This is a genomic window from Pseudomonas sp. FG-3G, assembly GCF_901007645.1.
Taxonomy (GTDB): domain Bacteria; phylum Pseudomonadota; class Gammaproteobacteria; order Pseudomonadales; family Pseudomonadaceae; genus Aquipseudomonas; species Aquipseudomonas rhizophila.
The window spans coordinates 1-16982 of record NZ_CAAKGZ010000022.1; the positions used below are offsets into that span (position 1 = coordinate 1).

A 16982-nucleotide genomic window follows, 5' to 3' on the forward strand; every position below is an offset into this window, starting at 1 on the left:
CGGCACCATCACCGACGGTAAGGAATGGGGTCGCGAAAGCGAACTGGCCTACACCGTACAAAGCGGTGCGTTGAAGAGTCTCAATGTGAAATGGCGTAACGCGTCGATTCGTCGAGACTTCAGCAACAACGAGTTCGATGAAAACCGCTTGATCGTCAGCTACCCGATCTCGCTTCTTTAAGCCGGGATCGGTCGCCATGGTCGCTTTTCAAAAGGGCCATGGCGACGCGACAGCCAAAGGCAGGGACGCCGTTGTAGAGCGATTCGTCGATCAAACGTTGACAAGGTAGCGGTAGGATAAGGATATTCCCTCTCGGTCGTACGACAACTTATAACAACTGATACCTCTCACCGTTTGCTCAGGTAATTTCATGACTACGACACACATTCGCCACCCCTTCAATCGTCTGCTGCTGACCGGTGCTGCCGGCGGCCTGGGCAAAGTCTTGCGTGAACGCCTCAAGCCTTTCGCCCGCCACATTCGCCTGTCGGACATCGCCAACATGGCCCCGGCCATTGATGAAAGTGAAGAAGTGGTGCCGTGCGACCTGTCTGATAAACAGGCGGTGCATCAACTGGTGGAAGGCGTCGATGCCATTTTGCATTTCGGCGGTGTTTCGGTAGAGCGTCCGTTCGAAGAAATCCTCGGCGCCAACATCAGCGGCGTGTTCCACATCTATGAAGCCGCCCGCAAGCATGGCGTCAAGCGCGTGATCTTCGCCAGTTCCAACCACGTCATCGGTTTCTACAAGCAGGACGAGGCCCTCGATGCCCTATCCCCTCGCCGTCCGGATGGCTACTACGGCTTGTCCAAGTCCTACGGCGAAGACATGGCCAGTTTTTACTTCGATCGCTACGGCATCGAAACCGTGAGCATCCGCATTGGCTCGTCGTTCCCCGAGCCACAAAACCGCCGGATGATGAGCACCTGGCTGAGCTTCGACGACCTCACCCAACTGATCGAATGCTCGCTCTATACCCCGAAAGTCGGCCACACCGTGGTGTATGGCATGTCCGCCAACCGCGACGTCTGGTGGGACAACAGCCAGGCCGCGCACCTGGGCTACCAGCCCAAGGACAGCTCCGAAATCTTCCGTGACAAGGTCGAAGCGCAGCCGATGCCGGCCGCCGATGACCCGGCCAGGGTCTACCAGGGTGGCGCCTTTGTCGCAGCCGGCCCGTTCGACGACTGATTCGCCTGTTTTTCATGGGATACGAACGAACCAAGGAATCGCCATGCAAGCCGAATTGATTGTCGATGCACGCAACGCCGTCGGTGAGAGCCCAGTGTGGGTTCCCGAGGAGAACGCCCTGTACTGGGTGGACATTCCCAGCGGTGGGTTGCAGTGCTGGAATGCCGGAACCGGACAGCTCAAAGGCTGGGAAACCCCCGAAATGCTCGCCTGCATCGCCCGTCACCAGGACGGGGGTTGGATCGCCGGCATGGAGAGTGGTTTCTTTCGCCTGCACCCCTTTGATGACGGCAGCCTGGACAGCGAATTGTGCGCCAGTGTCGAGCACGCCCGCACCGACATGCGCCTCAACGATGGCCGTTGCGACCGCCAGGGCCGTTTCTGGGCCGGCAGCATGGTGCTGAACATGGGGGCCAACGCCGACCAGGGGCGGATGTACCGCTTCGATGGCGGACAGCGCGGGCCGGTCGAGGCACAACTGAGCGGGTTCATCGTGCCCAATGGCCTGGGCTTCAGCCCGGATGGGCGCACGATGTACCTCTCCGACTCACATCCGTTGATCCAGCAGATCTGGGCTTTCGATTACGACATCGACAGCGGCACGCCCTCCAACCGACGGCTGTTCGTCGACATGATGCCCCTGGCCGGACGCCCGGACGGCGCGGCGGTGGACGCAGAAGGTTGCTATTGGATCTGCGCCAACGATGCCGGCCTCATCCATCGTTTCACCCCGGATGGCCGACTGGATCGCTCTTTGGCGGTGCCGGTGAAGAAACCGACGATGTGCGCCTTTGGCGGCAGCCGTCTGGACACCCTGTTCGTCACCTCGATCCGCCCTGGCGACGACACTGATCCGCAGTCCCTGGCCGGGGGCGTGTTTGCCCTCAACCCCGGCGTCAAGGGCCTTGCTGAAACGGCTTTCGGAGGATCGAAACCCGCCGCCAACTGACCTGCATTGCCGCTTCATTCGATAGACATAAAAACAACAACACTGGAGATTGACCATGAATTTCAAACGCACGCTTCTGATCGCAGCCCTCCCCCTGGCCTTCCTTGCGCAAGCGGCACAGGCTCTTGAGATCAAGTTTGCCGATATCCATCCTGATGGCTATCCAACCGTGGAAGCGGAAAAAATCCTCGGCAAGACGCTGGTCGAGGAAAGTAAAGGCCAGAAAGACCCGTTCACCTTCAAGATGTATTCCGGCGGTGTGTTGGGCTCGGAAAAAGAAGTCATCGAGCAGCTTCAGGTCGGTGCCGTCCAGATGGCCCGCGTCAGCCTGGGCATCGTTGGGCCGGTGGTGCCGGACGTAAACGTCTTCAACATGCCATTCGTGTTCCGTGACCAGGCGCACATGCGCAAGATCATCGACGGTGAAATCGGCCAGGAAATCCTCGACAAGATCACCAACTCCGAATTCAACCTGGTGGCCCTGGCCTGGATGGACGGCGGTACTCGCAACCTCTACACCAAGAAACCCGTGCACAAGCCCGAAGACATGCATGGCATGAAAATTCGTGTCATGGGCAACCCGATGTTCATCGAGACCCTCAACGCCATGGGCGGTAACGGGATTGCCATGGACACCGGTGAAATCTTCAGTGCTCTGCAGACCGGCGTGATCGACGGTGCGGAAAACAACCCGCCGACCATGCTCGAGCACAACCACTACCAGAACGCCAAGTACTACAGTTTGACCGGCCACCTGATCCTGCCGGAGCCGGTGGTGATGTCCAAGTTCACCTGGGAAAAACTCACCCCCGAGCAGCAAGCCCTGGTGAAAAAAGCGGCCAAACAATCCCAGCTGGACGAGCGCGAATTGTGGGACAAGAAGACTGCCGCCAGTGAAGAGAAACTCAAGGCCGCGGGCGTTGAGTTCATCACCGTCGACAAGAAACCCTTCTATGACGCCACCGCACCGATCCGGGCCAAATACGGTGCACCGTACGCCGACCTGATCAAGCGTATCGAAGCCGTTCAGTAACACCTCTCAATCTGTACTTGAAAAGGCCAGGTGCGCCCGATGTCACGGGCGCGCCCGGTTACGGTGGAACCCGATGAAGAATTTGCTGCTGCGCATCAACGACAAGATTTACATGACTTGCATCTGGGTCGCCGGCCTCTCTGTCCTGGCAATTGCTCTGATGATTCCCTGGGGCGTGTTCGCCCGCTACGTGCTGGGTACCGGCTCAAGCTGGCCGGAACCCACCGCGATTTTGCTGATGATCGTGTTCACGTTCATCGGCGCCGCCGCCAGTTACCGCGCTGGTGCGCACATGGCCGTGGACATGCTCACCAACCGCCTGCCCCCTCACTTGAAAACCGCGGCATCGGTGTTTTCCCAACTGCTGATGGCGGTGATCTGCATCTTCATGATCAGCGGCGGCACCAAACTCTGCCTGTCCACCTGGAACCAGTACATGAGCGCCCTGCCCACACTGCGGGTCGGCATCACGTACATGCCCATACCGGTCGGTGGTTTTCTGACCCTGATTTTTGTCCTGGAAAAACTCTTGCTCGGTGATCAGAGCAAGCGCCGGGTCGTGCAGTTCGACCTGGTCGAAGAAAGTGAAGGTGCCGCTTAATGGACGCTCTGATTCTGCTGGGCAGTTTTTTCCTGTTAATCCTGATCGGCATGCCGGTCGCCTACGCCCTGGGTGCCGCTGCGCTGATCGGCGCGTGGTGGATCGATATTCCATTCCAGGCCGTGATGATCCAGGTCGCGGGCGGGGTGAATAAATTTTCGTTGCTGGCCATTCCGTTCTTCGTCCTGGCCGGTGCAATCATGGCCGAGGGTGGTATGTCTCGCCGGCTGGTGGCCTTCGCCGGTGTGCTGGTGGGTTTCGTGCGCGGCGGTCTGTCACTGGTCAACCTCATGGCCTCGACGTTCTTCGGTGCCATTTCCGGATCCTCAGTGGCCGACACCGCCTCGGTGGGTTCGGTACTGATCCCGGAGATGGAACGCCGCGGCTACCCGCGGGAGTTCTCCACCGCAGTGACCGTCAGTGGTTCGGTACAAGCCCTGCTGACCCCGCCCAGCCATAACGCGGTGCTGTACTCCCTGGCAGCCGGCGGTACGGTTTCCATCGGTGCGCTGTTCATGGCCGGCATCGTGCCGGGCCTGCTGATGAACGCCTGCCTGATGGTGTTGTGCCTGATCTTCGCGAAGAAGCGCAACTACCCCAAGGGCGAAGTGATTCCCCTCAAGCAGGCGCTGAAAATCTGCCGGGAAGCCATGTGGGGCATGATGACCATGTTCATCATCCTCGGCGGCATCCTCTCGGGTGTTTTCACCGCCACCGAATCGGCCGCTATCGCTGTGCTCTGGGCATTCTTCGTGACCATGTGCATTTACCGCGACTACAAGTGGAGTGAGTTGCCGAAACTGATGCATCGCACGGTGCGTACCATCTCGATCGTGATGATCCTGATCGGCTTCGCCGCCAGCTTCGGCTACATCATGACGCTGATGCAGATCCCGGCGAAAATCACCACCCTGTTCCTGACTATCTCCGACAACCGCTACGTGATCCTGATGTGCATCAACGCGATGCTGCTGGTCCTGGGTACGGTGATGGACATGGCGCCGCTGATCCTGATCCTGACCCCGATCCTGATGCCGGTGATCATGGGCATCGGCGTGGACCCGGTGCAGTTCGGCATGATCATGCTGGTGAACCTGGGTATCGGGCTCATTACTCCGCCGGTGGGAGCAGTGCTGTTCGTTGGCTCCGCCATTGGCAAGGTCAGTATCGAAAGCACCGTCAAGGCCCTGCTGCCGTTCTACGGCGTGCTGTTCCTGGTGTTGCTGGCCGTGACCTACATTCCGGCGATCTCGCTGTGGTTGCCGCGTCTGGTGTTGTAACCCTATAAATGAGCAAGCCCCCTTGTGGCGAGGGAGCTTGCTCCCGCTGGACTGCGAAGCAGGCCCATAGGTTTTTGACTCCGGGCGTCTGCTGCGCAGCCGAGCGGGAGCAAGCTCCCTCGCCACAAAAGCATGCACACAAGAGTCGTCCCGAAGTTTTTTCCAACCCAGCAGACAAGCCAACATGACCCCGCCTCTTCTCCAACTCGAAGACGAACAGACTCGCCTGACCCTGGCCCCGCACCTGGGTGCCAGCCTGGTCAGTTGGACGTTGCGCGGCAGCGGCCAGCCGCTGTTGCGCCCGCCCGCGCCCCAGGCCGTGGAAAACGGCCTGCCCGGCAAGCTCGGCTGCTTCCCGCTGATCCCATGGTCGAACCGGATCGCCAATGCAGGTTTCGACTGTCCGGGCGGCTGGCTCGCCTTGGAAGCCAACAGCCCCAACGACCCGTTCCCGATCCATGGCAGCGCCTGGCAACAACCGTGGCAAGTGATAGAGCAAAGCGCCCAGGAAGCCTTGTTGCAGCTCGACAGCCAACATCCATTCGGCTATTGCGCCAGCCTGCGGATCCGCTTGAGCGGCGGTCAGTTACAGATCGCGATGCACGTCACCCACCTGGCCGAACAGGCCGCGTGGCACGGGCTGGGTTTGCACCCGTACTTCCCGCGCACTGCTGGCACACGCCTGCAAACCCGTGCGACCGAAGTCTGGATGTGCGATGAGAAAAAACTGCCAACCACGTTGGGCAGCGTTCCTCGAATCTGGGACTTCCAACAACCCCGCTTACTGCCGGACACACTGGTGGACAACGGCTTTGGCGGCTGGGACGGGCATTGCCTGATCCAGCAACCGGACCTGGGTTATGAGCTGGAATGCCGAGCCAGCGGCAGCGAATACTTCTTGCTGTACTGTCCCGTGGGCCTGGATTTCTTTTGCATCGAGCCGGTCAGCCATCCGGTCAATGCCCACCACCTGCCAGGGCGGCCAGGGTTGCGCTTGCTGGAGCAAGGGCAGTCAGTGACGCTGGGGTTTTCGATGCAGTGTCGACTCCTGTAATCCCTCCAGACAGGTTTCTCTCCCGCTCGTCTGGGCGTCAGGTCCCCAAGGTCAATCCGTTGGCCGGCAGAGGCAGCGCCGTCTTGTAACGCACCTGCTTGAGCGCAAAGCTTGAACGGATATTCGCCACCCCCGGGACCTTGGTCAGAAAGTCCATCATGAAGCGCTCCAGCGACTGGATCGACGGCACCAGCACGCGGATCAGATAATCCGGGTCGCCTGCCATCAGGTAGCACTCCATCACCTCCGGTCGGTCGGAGATCGCCTCTTCGAAGTGCTGCAACGCCTCCTCCACCTGTTTTTCCAGGCTCACGTGGATGAACACGTTGACATGCAGGCCCAGCAGATCGGCATCCAGCAGCGTGACTTGCTCGCGTATCACCCCCAGCTCCTCCATGGCCCGGACCCGGTTGAAGCAAGGCGTGGGCGATAGATTGACCGACCGGGCAAGCTCGGCGTTGGTGATGCGGGCGTTTTCCTGAAGGCTGTTCAGAATGCCGATGTCGGTGCGATCCAATTTACGCATGAGACAAATAATCCTGTTTTTTATCGTTGTGCAGATTTTTTATCTGCAAATGATCTGAACAGCAACCCAACAGAGAAAAATATTCTTCTGCGTCGAGCCTATGATTGTTGTAGGACAATTTTCCTTACCCGGGAAAGTTCGTCAGCTAGCGCGCCCACTACAAGAAATTCACAAGATCGAGCGTAGAAAGCCATGAACCCAGCGTATGAACCGCTACGCCTGCACGTCCCCGAACCCTCGGGCCGTCCCGGCTGCCAGACCGACTTCTCCTACCTGCATCTAAGCGATGCCGGCACGGTGCGCAAACCCTCCATCGACGTTGAACCGTCCGACACGGCCGACCTGGCCCGCGGGCTGATTCGCGTGCTCGATGACCAGGGCAATGCCCACGGCCCATGGGCCGAAGACGTGCCTCTCGAGATCCTGCGCAAAGGCATGCGCGCCATGCTCAAGACGCGCATCTACGACAACCGCATGGTGGTCGCCCAGCGCCAGAAAAAAATGTCGTTCTACATGCAGAGCCTCGGCGAGGAAGCCATCGGCAGCGGCCAGGCCCTGGCGCTGAACATCGATGACATGTGCTTTCCCACCTATCGCCAGCAAAGCATCCTGATGGCCCGCGAGGTGCCGTTGGTGGGCATGATCTGCCAACTGCTGTCCAACGAGCGCGATCCGCTCAAGGGCCGGCAGTTGCCGATCATGTACTCGGTCAAGGACGCCGGTTTTTTCACCATTTCCGGCAACCTGGCCACGCAATTCATCCAGGGCGTGGGCTGGGGCATGGCCTCGGCGATCAAGGGCGACACCAAGATCGCCTCGGCCTGGATCGGTGACGGCGCCACCGCCGAATCGGACTTTCACACCGCCCTGACCTTCGCCCACGTCTACCGGGCGCCGGTGATCCTCAACGTGGTCAACAACCAGTGGGCGATCTCCACCTTCCAGGCCATTGCCGGCGGTGAAGCCACCACCTTCGCCGGACGCGGCGTCGGTTGCGGCATCGCCTCTCTGCGTGTCGATGGCAACGACTTCATGGCGGTCTACGCCGCTTCGCGCTGGGCCGCCGAACGCGCCCGCCGCAACCTCGGCCCGGCGCTGATCGAATGGGTGACCTACCGCGCCGGCCCGCACTCCACTTCCGATGATCCGTCCAAATACCGTCCCGCCGACGACTGGAGCCACTTCCCGCTGGGCGACCCGATTGCGCGCCTCAAGCAGCATCTGGTGAAAATCGGCCACTGGTCCGAAGAGGAACATGCCGCCGTCAGCGCCGAACTCGAAGCCGAGGTGATCGCTGCGCAGAAGGAAGCCGAGCAGTACGGCACCCTCGCCGGCGGGCAGATCCCAAGCGCCGCGACCATGTTCGAAGACGTCTACAAAGAGATGCCGGAGCACTTGAAGCGCCAGCGTCAGGAGTTGGGGATCTGACATGAACGATCACAACAACAATATCCAGCTGGACACCGCCATGACCACTACCACCATGACCATGATCCAGGCCCTGCGCTCGGCCATGGACGTGATGCTCGAGCGCGACGACAACGTCGTGGTGTTCGGCCAGGACGTGGGCTACTTCGGCGGCGTCTTCCGCTGCACCGAAGGCCTGCAGAACAAGTACGGCACCTCGCGGGTGTTCGACGCGCCGATTTCCGAGAGCGGTATCGTCGGCGTGGCCGTGGGTATGGGCGCCTACGGGTTGCGGCCGGTGGCCGAGATCCAGTTCGCCGACTATGTCTACCCGGCCTCGGACCAGATCATTTCCGAAGCGGCGCGCCTGCGCTATCGCTCGGCCGGCGAGTTCACCGCGCCGATGACCCTGCGCATGCCCTGCGGCGGCGGCATCTATGGCGGCCAGACTCACAGCCAGAGCATCGAAGCGATGTTCACCCAGGTTTGCGGCTTGCGCACCGTCATGCCATCGAACCCTTACGACGCCAAGGGCCTGCTGATCGCCTCCATCGAAAACGATGACCCGGTGATCTTCCTCGAACCCAAGCGCCTGTATAACGGCCCGTTCGACGGCCACCACGACCGCCCGGTAACCCCATGGTCGAAACACCCGTCGGCGCAGGTGCCGGACGGCTACTACACAGTGCCGCTGGATGTCGCCGCCATCACCCGCCCGGGCAAGGACGTGACCATCCTCACCTACGGCACCACAGTGTATGTGTCCCAGGCCGCCGCCGAAGAAACCGGCATCGACGCCGAAGTCATCGACCTGCGCAGCCTCTGGCCACTGGACCTTGAGACCATCGTCAAATCCGTGAAAAAAACCGGCCGCTGTGTGGTCGTCCACGAAGCCACCCGCACCTGCGGTTTCGGCGCCGAGCTGGTGTCGTTGGTGCAAGAACACTGCTTCCACCACCTGGAAGCGCCCATCGAGCGTGTCACCGGTTGGGACACCCCCTACCCGCACGCGCAGGAGTGGGCGTATTTCCCAGGGCCGTCCCGTGTGGGTGCGGCGTTGAAACGGGTCATGGAGGTCTGAATGGGCACGCACGTTATCAAGATGCCGGACATTGGCGAAGGCATCGCCGAAGTTGAACTGTCGGTGTGGCACGTCAAGGTTGGCGACATGGTGGTCGAAGACCAAGTGCTGGCCGATGTCATGACCGACAAGGCCATGGTCGATATCCCCTCGCCGGTGCATGGCCGGGTTATCGCCTTGGGCGGCGAGCCCGGCGAAGTCATGGCGGTGGGCAGCGAACTGATCCGCATTGAAGTCGAAGGTGCCGGCAACCTCAAGGAATCGGCGCAACCCGCCGTCGCCGCGCCAGCGCTGAAATCCGCGCCGGTGGCAACGCCTGTGCCGACGATAGAACAACCCGCTGCTGCGCCACGCCCCGCGCCGCAAGCGCCGGTGGCCCGCGATCCGGACGAGCGGCCGCTGGCCTCCCCGGCCGTACGCAAACACGCGCTGGACCTGGGCATTCAATTGCGCCTGGTCCAGGGCAGTGGCCCGGCCGGGCGTATCCTGCATGAAGACCTCGAAGCCTATCTGGCGCAGGGTTCATCGACCCCGGCCAGAGGCAGCTCGGGTTATGCCGAACGCCACGACGAACAGCAGATCCCGGTGATCGGCATGCGCCGCAAGATCGCCCAGCGCATGCAGGAAGCGACCCAGCGCGCCGCGCATTTCAGCTACGTCGAGGAAATCGACGTCACCGCCCTGGAAGAGCTGCGGGTGCATTTGAATGAAAAGCACGGTGCCCATCGCGGCAAGCTGACCTTGCTGCCATTCCTGGTCCGCGCCCTGGTCGTGGCCCTGCGGGACTTCCCGCAAATGAACGCCCGTTATGACGACGAGGCCCAGGTCATCCACCGTTCGGGCGCTGTGCATGTCGGCGTCGCCACCCAGAGCGATGTGGGCCTGATGGTACCGGTGGTGCGTCACGCCGAAGCCCGTAGTTTGTGGGACAGCGCGGCAGAAATCTCACGTCTGGCAACCGCGGCCCGCAATGGCAAGGCCAGCCGCGATGAGCTGTCCGGCTCGACCATCACCCTGACCAGCCTCGGTGCGTTGGGCGGCATCGTCAGCACTCCGGTGCTGAACCTGCCGGAAGTGGCGATCGTCGGCGTGAACAAGATTGTCGAACGGCCCATGGTGATCAAAGGCCAGATCGTGATCCGCAAGATGATGAACCTCTCCAGTTCCTTCGATCACCGAGTGGTCGACGGCATGGACGCGGCGCAATTCATCCAGGCCCTGCGCGGCCTGCTCGAACAGCCCGCCACGCTGTTTGTGGACTAATCATCAATGGAGCAGGCCATGCAAACTTTGAACACCACGCTGCTGATCATCGGCGGCGGCCCCGGTGGCTATGTGGCGGCGATTCGCGCCGGTCAGTTGGGCATCCCGACCATTCTGGTGGAGGGCCAGGCGTTGGGCGGAACTTGCCTGAACATCGGCTGCATCCCGTCCAAGGCGTTGATTCACGTCGCCGAGCAGTTCCATCAGACACGGCACCACAGCCAGGACTCGGTCCTGGGTATCACGGTGTCAGCGCCAAGCCTGGACATCGGCAAGAGCGTGGAATGGAAGGACGGCATCGTCGATCGGCTGACCACCGGCGTCGCGACCCTGCTGAAAAAGCACAAGGTCCAGGTCATTCACGGCTGGGCCAATGTAGTCGATGGCAAAACCGTTGACGTCGGCGACACCCGCATCCAGTGCGAACACCTGCTGCTGGCCACCGGTTCGAAAAGCGTCGACCTGCCGATGCTGCCGATTGGCGGGCCGATCATTTCCTCCACCGAAGCCCTCGCCCCGACCTCGGTGCCCAAGCATTTGGTGGTGGTGGGCGGTGGTTACATCGGCCTGGAACTGGGCATCGCCTACCGCAAGCTCGGCGCCGAAGTCAGCGTGGTCGAGGCCCAGGAACGGATCCTGCCAGCCTACGACGGCGAACTGACCCAACCGGTGCACGAGGCACTCAAGCAGTTGGGCGTGAAGCTGTACCTCAAGCACAGCGTCGAAGGTTTCGATGCCCAGGCCAGCACGTTGCAAGTGCGCGATCCCGCTGGCGAGACGCTGGACCTGGAGACCGACCGGGTGCTGGTGGCCGTTGGTCGCAAACCTAACACCCAGGGCTGGAACCTCGAAGCGTTGGACTTGGCGATGAACGGTTCGGCGGTGAAAATCGACAATCGTTGCCAGACCAGCATGCGCAATGTCTGGGCCATCGGTGATTTGAGCGGCGAACCGATGCTCGCCCACCGGGCCATGGCTCAGGGCGAAATGGTCGCCGAACTGATCGCGGGTCAGCATCGCGAGTTCAACCCGACGGCCATCGCAGCGGTGTGCTTCACCGATCCGGAACTGGTGGTGGTCGGCCAGACGCCGGACGAGGCCAAGGCCGCCGGGCTCGACTGCATCGTTTCCAGCTTCCCGTTCGCCGCCAATGGCCGGGCCATGACCCTGGAATCGAAAAGTGGCTTCGTGCGGGTCGTGGCACGGCGGGACAATCACCTGATCGTCGGTTGGCAAGCGGTTGGCGTTGGCGTCTCGGAGCTGTCCACCGCGTTCGGCCAGTCCCTGGAAATGGGCGCTCGCCTGGAAGACATCGCCGGCACCATCCACGCCCACCCGACGCTGGGCGAGGCGGTGCAGGAAGCGGCGTTGCGAGCGTTGGGGCATGCGTTGCATCTGTGATTCAGGGGAGTTGGTGGTGTGAGTGAGGGCCCCTTCGCGAGCAAGCTCGCTCCCACAGGGAATTGCGTTCGCATGAACGACCGAGATCACCTGTGGGAGCGAGCTTGCTCGCGATTTTCAAGAACACCATCATTTATCTGCCTGCCCCTTATCGTGCGGGCTGCGAAACAGCCCCGGAATGAAGTATTGTTGTCCCCATCCAAAAAACGTCAGAAGCCTTGAACCGTTTCGACGGTTGTTAAGAAATAGAGGGTGTCATGGGTAACGAGAGCATCAATTGGGACAAACTGGGCTTTGACTACATCAAGACCGACAAGCGCTACCTGTCGCACTGGCGCGATGGCGCCTGGGACGCCGGCACCCTGACCGACGACAACGTGCTGCACATCAGCGAGGGCTCCACCGCCCTGCACTACGGTCAGCAGTGTTTCGAAGGCCTGAAGGCCTATCGCTGCAAGGACGGTTCGATCAACCTGTTCCGCCCTGACCAGAACGCCGCCCGCATGCAGCGCAGCTGCGCGCGCCTGCTGATGCCGCAAGTCGAGACCGAGCAGTTCGTCGAAGCCTGCAAGCAAGTGGTCCGCGCCAACGAGCGCTTCATCCCGCCTTATGGCACTGGCGGCGCGTTGTACCTGCGCCCGTTCGTGATCGGCGTGGGTGACAACATCGGCGTGCGCACCGCACCCGAGTTCATCTTCTCGATCTTCTGCATCCCGGTCGGCGCCTACTTCAAGGGCGGCCTGACCCCGCACAACTTCCTGATCTCCAGCTACGACCGTGCCGCCCCACAAGGCACTGGCGCGGCCAAGGTCGGTGGCAACTACGCCGCCAGCCTGATGCCCGGCTCCCAGGCTAAAAAGGCCAGTTTCGCCGACTGCATCTACCTGGACCCGATGACCCATTCGAAAATCGAGGAAGTCGGCTCGGCGAACTTCTTCGGCATCACCCATGACAACAAATTCGTCACCCCCAAATCCCCTTCGGTCCTGCCGGGCATCACCCGCCTGTCGCTGATCGAACTGGCCAAATCGCGCCTGGGCCTGGAAGTGATCGAAGGCGACGTGTTCATCGACAAACTGTCGGACTTCAAGGAAGCCGGCGCCTGCGGTACCGCTGCGGTCATCACTCCTATTGGCGGCATCAGCTACAAGGACAAGCTGCACGTGTTCCACAGCGAAACCGAAGTCGGCCCGATCACCCAGAAGCTCTACAAAGAGCTGACCGGCGTGCAGACCGGCGACGTGGAAGCGCCGGCTGGCTGGATCGTCAAGGTCTAAGCAGCGCTCATGTGGCGAGGGAGCTTGCTCCGTCGCCACATGGATCTGTACCTACTACCCCCGACGCAATAATCCCCATTGCCCCCAGCGCTGGTAAAACCACCCGGCACCACTGACCAGCACAATACCGCTCAGCACCAGAGCGGCACCGACGATGAAGTTCGGCTCCAGCGGTTCATCCAATAACCAGACACCAAAACCGATGCCAAACAGCGGCGTCATGAACGACAGCACCCCCAACTGCGAAGCCAGGTAGCGGCGCAGCAGGGAAAACCAGATCAGAAAACTGGCGAAAGACACCAGCAACACTTGAAAGGCCAGGCTAGCCAGCAGTTGCGGTGTGGGGTTGATCGACGTTTGCCCCAGCACCACCGACATCCCTACCAGCAGCACCCCGGCGCCGACCAATTGGTACAGCAACGTCTGGCTGGCGGGCAGGTTCGTCAAGCGTGAACAACGCACCGTCACCGTCGTAGCCCCCCAGAGCGCACCGGCCAGCAGCCCCATTCCATCACCCAGTAACGAACTGCCGTTCGCCGCCCCCGTCCCTCCGCTGAACGCCACAACAATACCGCCGAATGCCACGGCGATACCCAGCCATTGCAGAGGTTTTAGACGTTCGCTCGGCAGTTTCCAGTGCAGGCCCAGAGCGGCGAACATCGGCGCGGTGTAGAGGAAAATCACCATGTGCGAAGCCGTCGTATGGCGCAGGCCTTCGCCCACCATCACGAACTCCAGGGCAAACAACAGCCCCACCAACAGGCCGGGACGCCAACTGCCATCGGCCAGGGACAGGCGTTCACCGCGCGCCAGCACCAACAGCCAGACCAGTACCGCAGCGATGGCCGAGCGCACGCCCAGTTGCAGCATCGGCGCCATGTCGGCGGCGCTGGCCTTGATCGCGACTTGCTGGAAACCCCAGATGGCACAGAGGCCCGTCATCAGGGCACTGACCTGGCCATCCAGGGCGCGGCGGGTGGTCATGGGAAAGGTCCTTGGGCAGAAATGGATGAAAGGATTGTCTGCCTGACACCTTTGCTGGATATAGTGATTACCCGACAAGCCATCCCGGTAATCCGCCATTACGGTCGATATGCAGCCTCCAGCTCAACATCTGAAGATTCCTCCGTTCGACGCGGCCCTGCCCTCGCCGATTTTCTTTCGCAGCGCCTGCATGCCGGCCCACGCTACTTACCCTCGGCACCGGCATGCCTGGGGAGAGTTCGTCTACTCCTACAGTGGGGTGATGGAAATCGAGATCGCCCAGCACCATTACCTGGCACCACCGCAGTACGGCATCTGGTTACCGCCGGACATGGAACACGTTGGGTTCAATCGGCATGAAGCCTGTCATTGTTCGTTGTACCTGGCGGCCGAACTGTGCGCTGCGCTGCCGGCCGTACCTTGCGCGCTGACCTTGAGCCCGCTGATCCGCGCGTTGCTGGAAGAGCTGCGCAGCGACCCGCCGAGCCAACCTCAGACGCCCGAGCAGCAGCGCTTGTTGCAGGTGCTGGTGGACAAGCTGATCCAGGCGCCTCATGCCGGCAGTTACTTGCCCTCCTCGGATGATCCACTGCTGGGCCCCGTGTTGCGGACCCTTGAGGCGAATCCCAGCGACCCACGCTCCTTGCCGCAACTGGCCCGCGCCGCCAACACCACCGAACGCACACTGATGCGCCGGGCCCAGCGGGACCTGGGCATGTCACTGGTGGAATGGCGCCAGCGCCTGAAGGTCATCGAAGCCCTGGCCCTGCTCGAACGTGGCCAGAGCGTGGAAACCATCGGCCTGGACCTGGGCTACAGCAGCGCCTCGGCGTTCATCAGCATGTTTCGCAAAATGATGGGCACCACGCCGGATGAGTATCGGCGCAGGCACATGGCTGGATAATGAGGGTGGTTCGGGAATGGCTATCGCGAGCAGGCTCGCTCCCACAGGGTCTGTCGGTGGCCATCGATCATGTGTTCAGCGCAGGTCCACTGTGGGAGCGGGCTTGCTCGCGATAGCGGTGGATCAGCTTGCATGGATGCTGGATGTGAAGGCCCCTTCGCGGGCAAGCTCGCTCCACAGGGTCTGTCGGTGGCCATCAATCATGTGTTCAGCGCAATTCCACTGTGGGAGCGAGCTTGCTCGCGAAGGCGGTGGACCAGCTTGCATGGATGCTGGATGTGAAGGCCCCTTCGCGGGCAAGCTCGCTCCACAGGGTCTGTCGGTGGCCATCGATCATGTGTTCAGCGCAGGTCCACTGTGGGAGCGAGCTTGCTCGCGATGGCGGTGGATCAGCTTGCATGGATGTTGGATGTGAAGGCCCCTTCGCGGGCAAGCCCGCTCCCACAGGGTTTGTCGGTGGCCATCGATCATGTGTTCAGCGCAATTCCACTGTGGGAGCGAGCCTGCTCGCGATGGCGGTGAATCAGCTTGCATGGATGCTGGATGTGAAGGCCCCTTCGCGGGCAAGCTCGCTCCCACAGGGTCTGTCGGTGGCCATCGATCATGTGTTCAGCGCAATTCCACTGTGGGAGCGAGCCTGCTCGCGATGGCGGTGGATCAGCTTGCATGGATGTTGGATGTGAAGGCCCCTTCGCGGGCAAGCCCGCTCCCACAGGGTTTGTCGGTGGACATAAATCATGTGTTCAGCGCAATTCCACTGTGGGAGCGAGCTTGCTCGCGATGGCGCCAGCAGGTCCGACATCCGCCTCGACATCGACACCCAATCGCGCCGCCATTTCCTTGCGCCCACTGGCCGTCAACCCCAGCGCCCGGCTATCCAGGTCCTGAACCACCCATTTGCGCTTGATCGCCACTTGCAGCAACGCCGCGCCCAAGGCGCCCCCCAGGTGCGGACGGCGCATGCTCCAGTCCAGGCATGGACAGGCAAATCGGCGTCGCTGACCGGCAAGCGCCTGGACATCAATGCCCAGCCCTTGGAACAGCGCTTCGCCGGAGTCACTCAGGCGATACCCTTTGCCTTCCACATCCACCAGCCATCCAGCTTCAAGCATCCGATCATGCATGCGCACCGCCAGCGTGCCGGCCATGTGGTCGTAGCAGGTGCGGGCGAATTGCAGGCGATCCGGGGTGCGCGCGGTGAAGGTCGGGGCGGCGTTCTGGCCGATCACCATCAACGCTTCCAGCGCCTGGGCAACCCGCTTATCCGCCAGGCTGTAATAGCGATGTCGGCCCTGGACGTACAAACGCACCAAGGCCAGTTCCTTGAGCTTCGCCAAATGGCTGCTGGCGGTAGAGGCACTGACGTCGGCGATGCTTGCCAACTCCGTGCTGGTTCGGGCATGGCCGTCCATCAACGCGCACAGCATTCGGGTGCGGGCCGGTTCGGCAATGGCCGCGGCGACCTGGGACACCCCAAGGTCATGTTGCTCTGCATTCATATTTCGCCCCCCGACGAATCGAGCCATGGCAGGACTTCAGATAGTAGCAACACTTTCAATCGTCGCGGGTCAGCACTTCCAGCAGCTCGATTTCGAAAATCAGATTGGCGCCCGGCTTGATGTGAGCGCCCATGGACCGTTCGCCATAGGCCAGATTCGCCGGCACCCACAGCTTGCGCTTGCCGCCAACCTTCATGCCCATCAGGCCGACGTCCCAGCCCTTGATCACCCGGCCGGTGCCAATCACGCACTGAAAAGGTTTGCCTCGACTGTAGGACGAATCGAATTCGGTGCCGTCTTCCAGCGTGCCACGGTATTGGGTGGTGATCAGCGCGCCTTTGACTACGCTTTTGCCGTCGCCCTGCTCCAGGTCGATGATTTGCAGTTCTTCTTCGTTCATGGGCTACTCCCGTGTGGTTCAGGCGCGGGTTTTCGCAGAAATCCTCGTGGCTGGCAAACTTTTGTGTATTGGGTGCACAAGGGAACCGCAGCGGTCGCTTCGGTTCACATGGGTATCGACCCTGTATTTC

At 61.4% G+C, this 16982-nt stretch carries 17 protein-coding genes; 13 read left to right on the forward strand and 4 right to left on the reverse strand.

Annotated features, from left to right (window positions below; genetic code table 11):
- The 7 genes from PSEUDOMOFG3G_RS15680 to PSEUDOMOFG3G_RS15710 all read left to right on the forward strand — a co-directional run.
- Nucleotides 1–181 (forward strand): OprD family outer membrane porin (locus PSEUDOMOFG3G_RS15680; RefSeq protein ID WP_139050557.1); only part of this gene is annotated, 181 nt, incomplete at its 5' end.
- A 190-nt stretch (nucleotides 182–371) separates the two neighbouring features.
- Entirely contained in the window at nucleotides 372–1193 is an 822-nt protein-coding gene (locus tag PSEUDOMOFG3G_RS15685) for an NAD(P)-dependent oxidoreductase (protein ID WP_047227597.1), read from the forward strand.
- 43 nt (nucleotides 1194–1236) lie between these two features.
- Nucleotides 1237–2142, forward strand: coding sequence for an SMP-30/gluconolactonase/LRE family protein (locus tag PSEUDOMOFG3G_RS15690; protein WP_076385292.1), 906 nt, complete (start codon nucleotides 1237–1239; stop codon nucleotides 2140–2142).
- 55 nt (nucleotides 2143–2197) lie between these two features.
- Complete coding sequence (locus tag PSEUDOMOFG3G_RS15695) at nucleotides 2198–3175, forward strand: TRAP transporter substrate-binding protein (RefSeq protein ID WP_047227599.1); 978 nt, start codon at nucleotides 2198–2200, stop codon at nucleotides 3173–3175.
- A 73-nt stretch (nucleotides 3176–3248) separates the two neighbouring features.
- On the forward strand, nucleotides 3249–3776 hold the full coding sequence (locus tag PSEUDOMOFG3G_RS15700; protein ID WP_047227600.1) for a TRAP transporter small permease: 528 nt from the start codon (nucleotides 3249–3251) through the stop codon (nucleotides 3774–3776).
- Complete coding sequence (locus PSEUDOMOFG3G_RS15705; RefSeq protein WP_047227601.1) at nucleotides 3776–5056, forward strand: TRAP transporter large permease; 1281 nt, start codon at nucleotides 3776–3778, stop codon at nucleotides 5054–5056. Before PSEUDOMOFG3G_RS15700 ends, PSEUDOMOFG3G_RS15705 begins: the two co-directional genes overlap by 1 nt.
- A 184-nt stretch (nucleotides 5057–5240) precedes the next feature.
- The gene (locus tag PSEUDOMOFG3G_RS15710; protein ID WP_139050558.1) at nucleotides 5241–6110 is read left to right on the forward strand and encodes an aldose 1-epimerase; all 870 of its coding nucleotides are present in this window, start codon (nucleotides 5241–5243) and stop codon (nucleotides 6108–6110) included.
- A 37-nt stretch (nucleotides 6111–6147) separates the two neighbouring features.
- On the opposite strand, the gene bkdR is transcribed toward PSEUDOMOFG3G_RS15710, so the two are convergent.
- Nucleotides 6148–6636: a Bkd operon transcriptional regulator BkdR gene (bkdR, locus tag PSEUDOMOFG3G_RS15715; RefSeq protein ID WP_047227603.1), complete on the reverse strand. Its 489-nt coding sequence runs from the start codon at nucleotides 6634–6636 to the stop codon at nucleotides 6148–6150.
- A 192-nt stretch (nucleotides 6637–6828) separates the two neighbouring features.
- Between bkdR and PSEUDOMOFG3G_RS15720 the strand changes: the two genes are divergently transcribed.
- The 5 genes from PSEUDOMOFG3G_RS15720 to PSEUDOMOFG3G_RS15740 all read left to right on the forward strand — a co-directional run bounded on the left by PSEUDOMOFG3G_RS15720 (nucleotide 6829) and on the right by PSEUDOMOFG3G_RS15740 (nucleotide 13065).
- Nucleotides 6829–8064 (forward strand): 3-methyl-2-oxobutanoate dehydrogenase (2-methylpropanoyl-transferring) subunit alpha, encoded by a 1236-nt coding sequence (locus PSEUDOMOFG3G_RS15720; protein ID WP_107322737.1) that lies wholly within the window; start codon nucleotides 6829–6831, stop codon nucleotides 8062–8064.
- A gap of 1 nt (nucleotide 8065) precedes the next feature.
- Nucleotides 8066–9124, forward strand: coding sequence for an alpha-ketoacid dehydrogenase subunit beta (locus tag PSEUDOMOFG3G_RS15725; protein ID WP_047227605.1), 1059 nt, complete (start codon nucleotides 8066–8068; stop codon nucleotides 9122–9124).
- Nucleotides 9125–10387: a dihydrolipoamide acetyltransferase family protein gene (locus tag PSEUDOMOFG3G_RS15730; RefSeq protein WP_139050559.1), complete on the forward strand. Its 1263-nt coding sequence runs from the start codon at nucleotides 9125–9127 to the stop codon at nucleotides 10385–10387. It abuts the gene before it with no gap.
- Nucleotides 10388–10405: 18 nt separating this feature from the next.
- Nucleotides 10406–11788 (forward strand): dihydrolipoyl dehydrogenase, encoded by a 1383-nt coding sequence (gene lpdA, locus PSEUDOMOFG3G_RS15735; protein ID WP_139050560.1) that lies wholly within the window; start codon nucleotides 10406–10408, stop codon nucleotides 11786–11788.
- A gap of 257 nt (nucleotides 11789–12045) precedes the next feature.
- Nucleotides 12046–13065 carry a branched-chain amino acid aminotransferase gene (locus PSEUDOMOFG3G_RS15740; protein WP_047227608.1) on the forward strand — a complete coding sequence of 340 codons (1020 nt, stop codon included), beginning with the start codon at nucleotides 12046–12048 and terminating at the stop codon, nucleotides 13063–13065.
- 54 nt (nucleotides 13066–13119) lie between these two features.
- On the opposite strand, the gene PSEUDOMOFG3G_RS15745 is transcribed toward PSEUDOMOFG3G_RS15740, so the two are convergent.
- Entirely contained in the window at nucleotides 13120–14049 is a 930-nt protein-coding gene (locus PSEUDOMOFG3G_RS15745; protein ID WP_139050561.1) for a DMT family transporter, read from the reverse strand.
- 109 nt (nucleotides 14050–14158) lie between these two features.
- On the opposite strand from PSEUDOMOFG3G_RS15745, the gene PSEUDOMOFG3G_RS15750 reads away from it, so the two are divergent.
- Nucleotides 14159–14953, forward strand: coding sequence for a helix-turn-helix transcriptional regulator (locus PSEUDOMOFG3G_RS15750; RefSeq protein WP_047227610.1), 795 nt, complete (start codon nucleotides 14159–14161; stop codon nucleotides 14951–14953).
- A gap of 743 nt (nucleotides 14954–15696) precedes the next feature.
- On the opposite strand, the gene PSEUDOMOFG3G_RS15755 is transcribed toward PSEUDOMOFG3G_RS15750, so the two are convergent.
- Both PSEUDOMOFG3G_RS15755 and PSEUDOMOFG3G_RS15760 read right to left on the reverse strand, forming a co-directional pair.
- Nucleotides 15697–16452 carry a helix-turn-helix transcriptional regulator gene (locus PSEUDOMOFG3G_RS15755; protein WP_139050562.1) on the reverse strand — a complete coding sequence of 252 codons (756 nt, stop codon included), beginning with the start codon at nucleotides 16450–16452 and terminating at the stop codon, nucleotides 15697–15699.
- A 55-nt stretch (nucleotides 16453–16507) separates the two neighbouring features.
- Nucleotides 16508–16852, reverse strand: coding sequence for an FKBP-type peptidyl-prolyl cis-trans isomerase (locus tag PSEUDOMOFG3G_RS15760; RefSeq protein WP_139050563.1), 345 nt, complete (start codon nucleotides 16850–16852; stop codon nucleotides 16508–16510).
- Between the last annotated feature and the right edge of the window lie 130 nt (nucleotides 16853–16982).

Excerpts from the sequence above, each read along its gene's own strand:
- PSEUDOMOFG3G_RS15740 (WP_047227608.1), top strand. The coding sequence starts at position 12,046 with ATGGGTAACGAGAGCATCAATTGGGACAAACTGGGCTTTGACTACATC.
- PSEUDOMOFG3G_RS15730 (WP_139050559.1), top strand. The coding sequence starts at position 9,125 with ATGGGCACGCACGTTATCAAGATGCCGGACATTGGCGAAGGCATCGCC.
- PSEUDOMOFG3G_RS15720 (WP_107322737.1), top strand. The coding sequence starts at position 6,829 with ATGAACCCAGCGTATGAACCGCTACGCCTGCACGTCCCCGAACCCTCG.
- PSEUDOMOFG3G_RS15755 (WP_139050562.1), bottom strand. The coding sequence starts at position 16,452 with ATGAATGCAGAGCAACATGACCTTGGGGTGTCCCAGGTCGCCGCGGCC.
- PSEUDOMOFG3G_RS15685 (WP_047227597.1), top strand. The coding sequence starts at position 372 with ATGACTACGACACACATTCGCCACCCCTTCAATCGTCTGCTGCTGACC.
- bkdR (WP_047227603.1), bottom strand. The coding sequence starts at position 6,636 with ATGCGTAAATTGGATCGCACCGACATCGGCATTCTGAACAGCCTTCAG.
- PSEUDOMOFG3G_RS15690 (WP_076385292.1), top strand. The coding sequence starts at position 1,237 with ATGCAAGCCGAATTGATTGTCGATGCACGCAACGCCGTCGGTGAGAGC.
- PSEUDOMOFG3G_RS15700 (WP_047227600.1), top strand. The coding sequence starts at position 3,249 with ATGAAGAATTTGCTGCTGCGCATCAACGACAAGATTTACATGACTTGC.
- PSEUDOMOFG3G_RS15710 (WP_139050558.1), top strand. The coding sequence starts at position 5,241 with ATGACCCCGCCTCTTCTCCAACTCGAAGACGAACAGACTCGCCTGACC.
- PSEUDOMOFG3G_RS15705 (WP_047227601.1), top strand. The coding sequence starts at position 3,776 with ATGGACGCTCTGATTCTGCTGGGCAGTTTTTTCCTGTTAATCCTGATC.
- PSEUDOMOFG3G_RS15750 (WP_047227610.1), top strand. The coding sequence starts at position 14,159 with ATGCAGCCTCCAGCTCAACATCTGAAGATTCCTCCGTTCGACGCGGCC.
- lpdA (WP_139050560.1), top strand. The coding sequence starts at position 10,406 with ATGCAAACTTTGAACACCACGCTGCTGATCATCGGCGGCGGCCCCGGT.
- PSEUDOMOFG3G_RS15695 (WP_047227599.1), top strand. The coding sequence starts at position 2,198 with ATGAATTTCAAACGCACGCTTCTGATCGCAGCCCTCCCCCTGGCCTTC.
- PSEUDOMOFG3G_RS15725 (WP_047227605.1), top strand. The coding sequence starts at position 8,066 with ATGAACGATCACAACAACAATATCCAGCTGGACACCGCCATGACCACT.
- PSEUDOMOFG3G_RS15745 (WP_139050561.1), bottom strand. The coding sequence starts at position 14,049 with ATGACCACCCGCCGCGCCCTGGATGGCCAGGTCAGTGCCCTGATGACG.
- PSEUDOMOFG3G_RS15760 (WP_139050563.1), bottom strand. The coding sequence starts at position 16,852 with ATGAACGAAGAAGAACTGCAAATCATCGACCTGGAGCAGGGCGACGGC.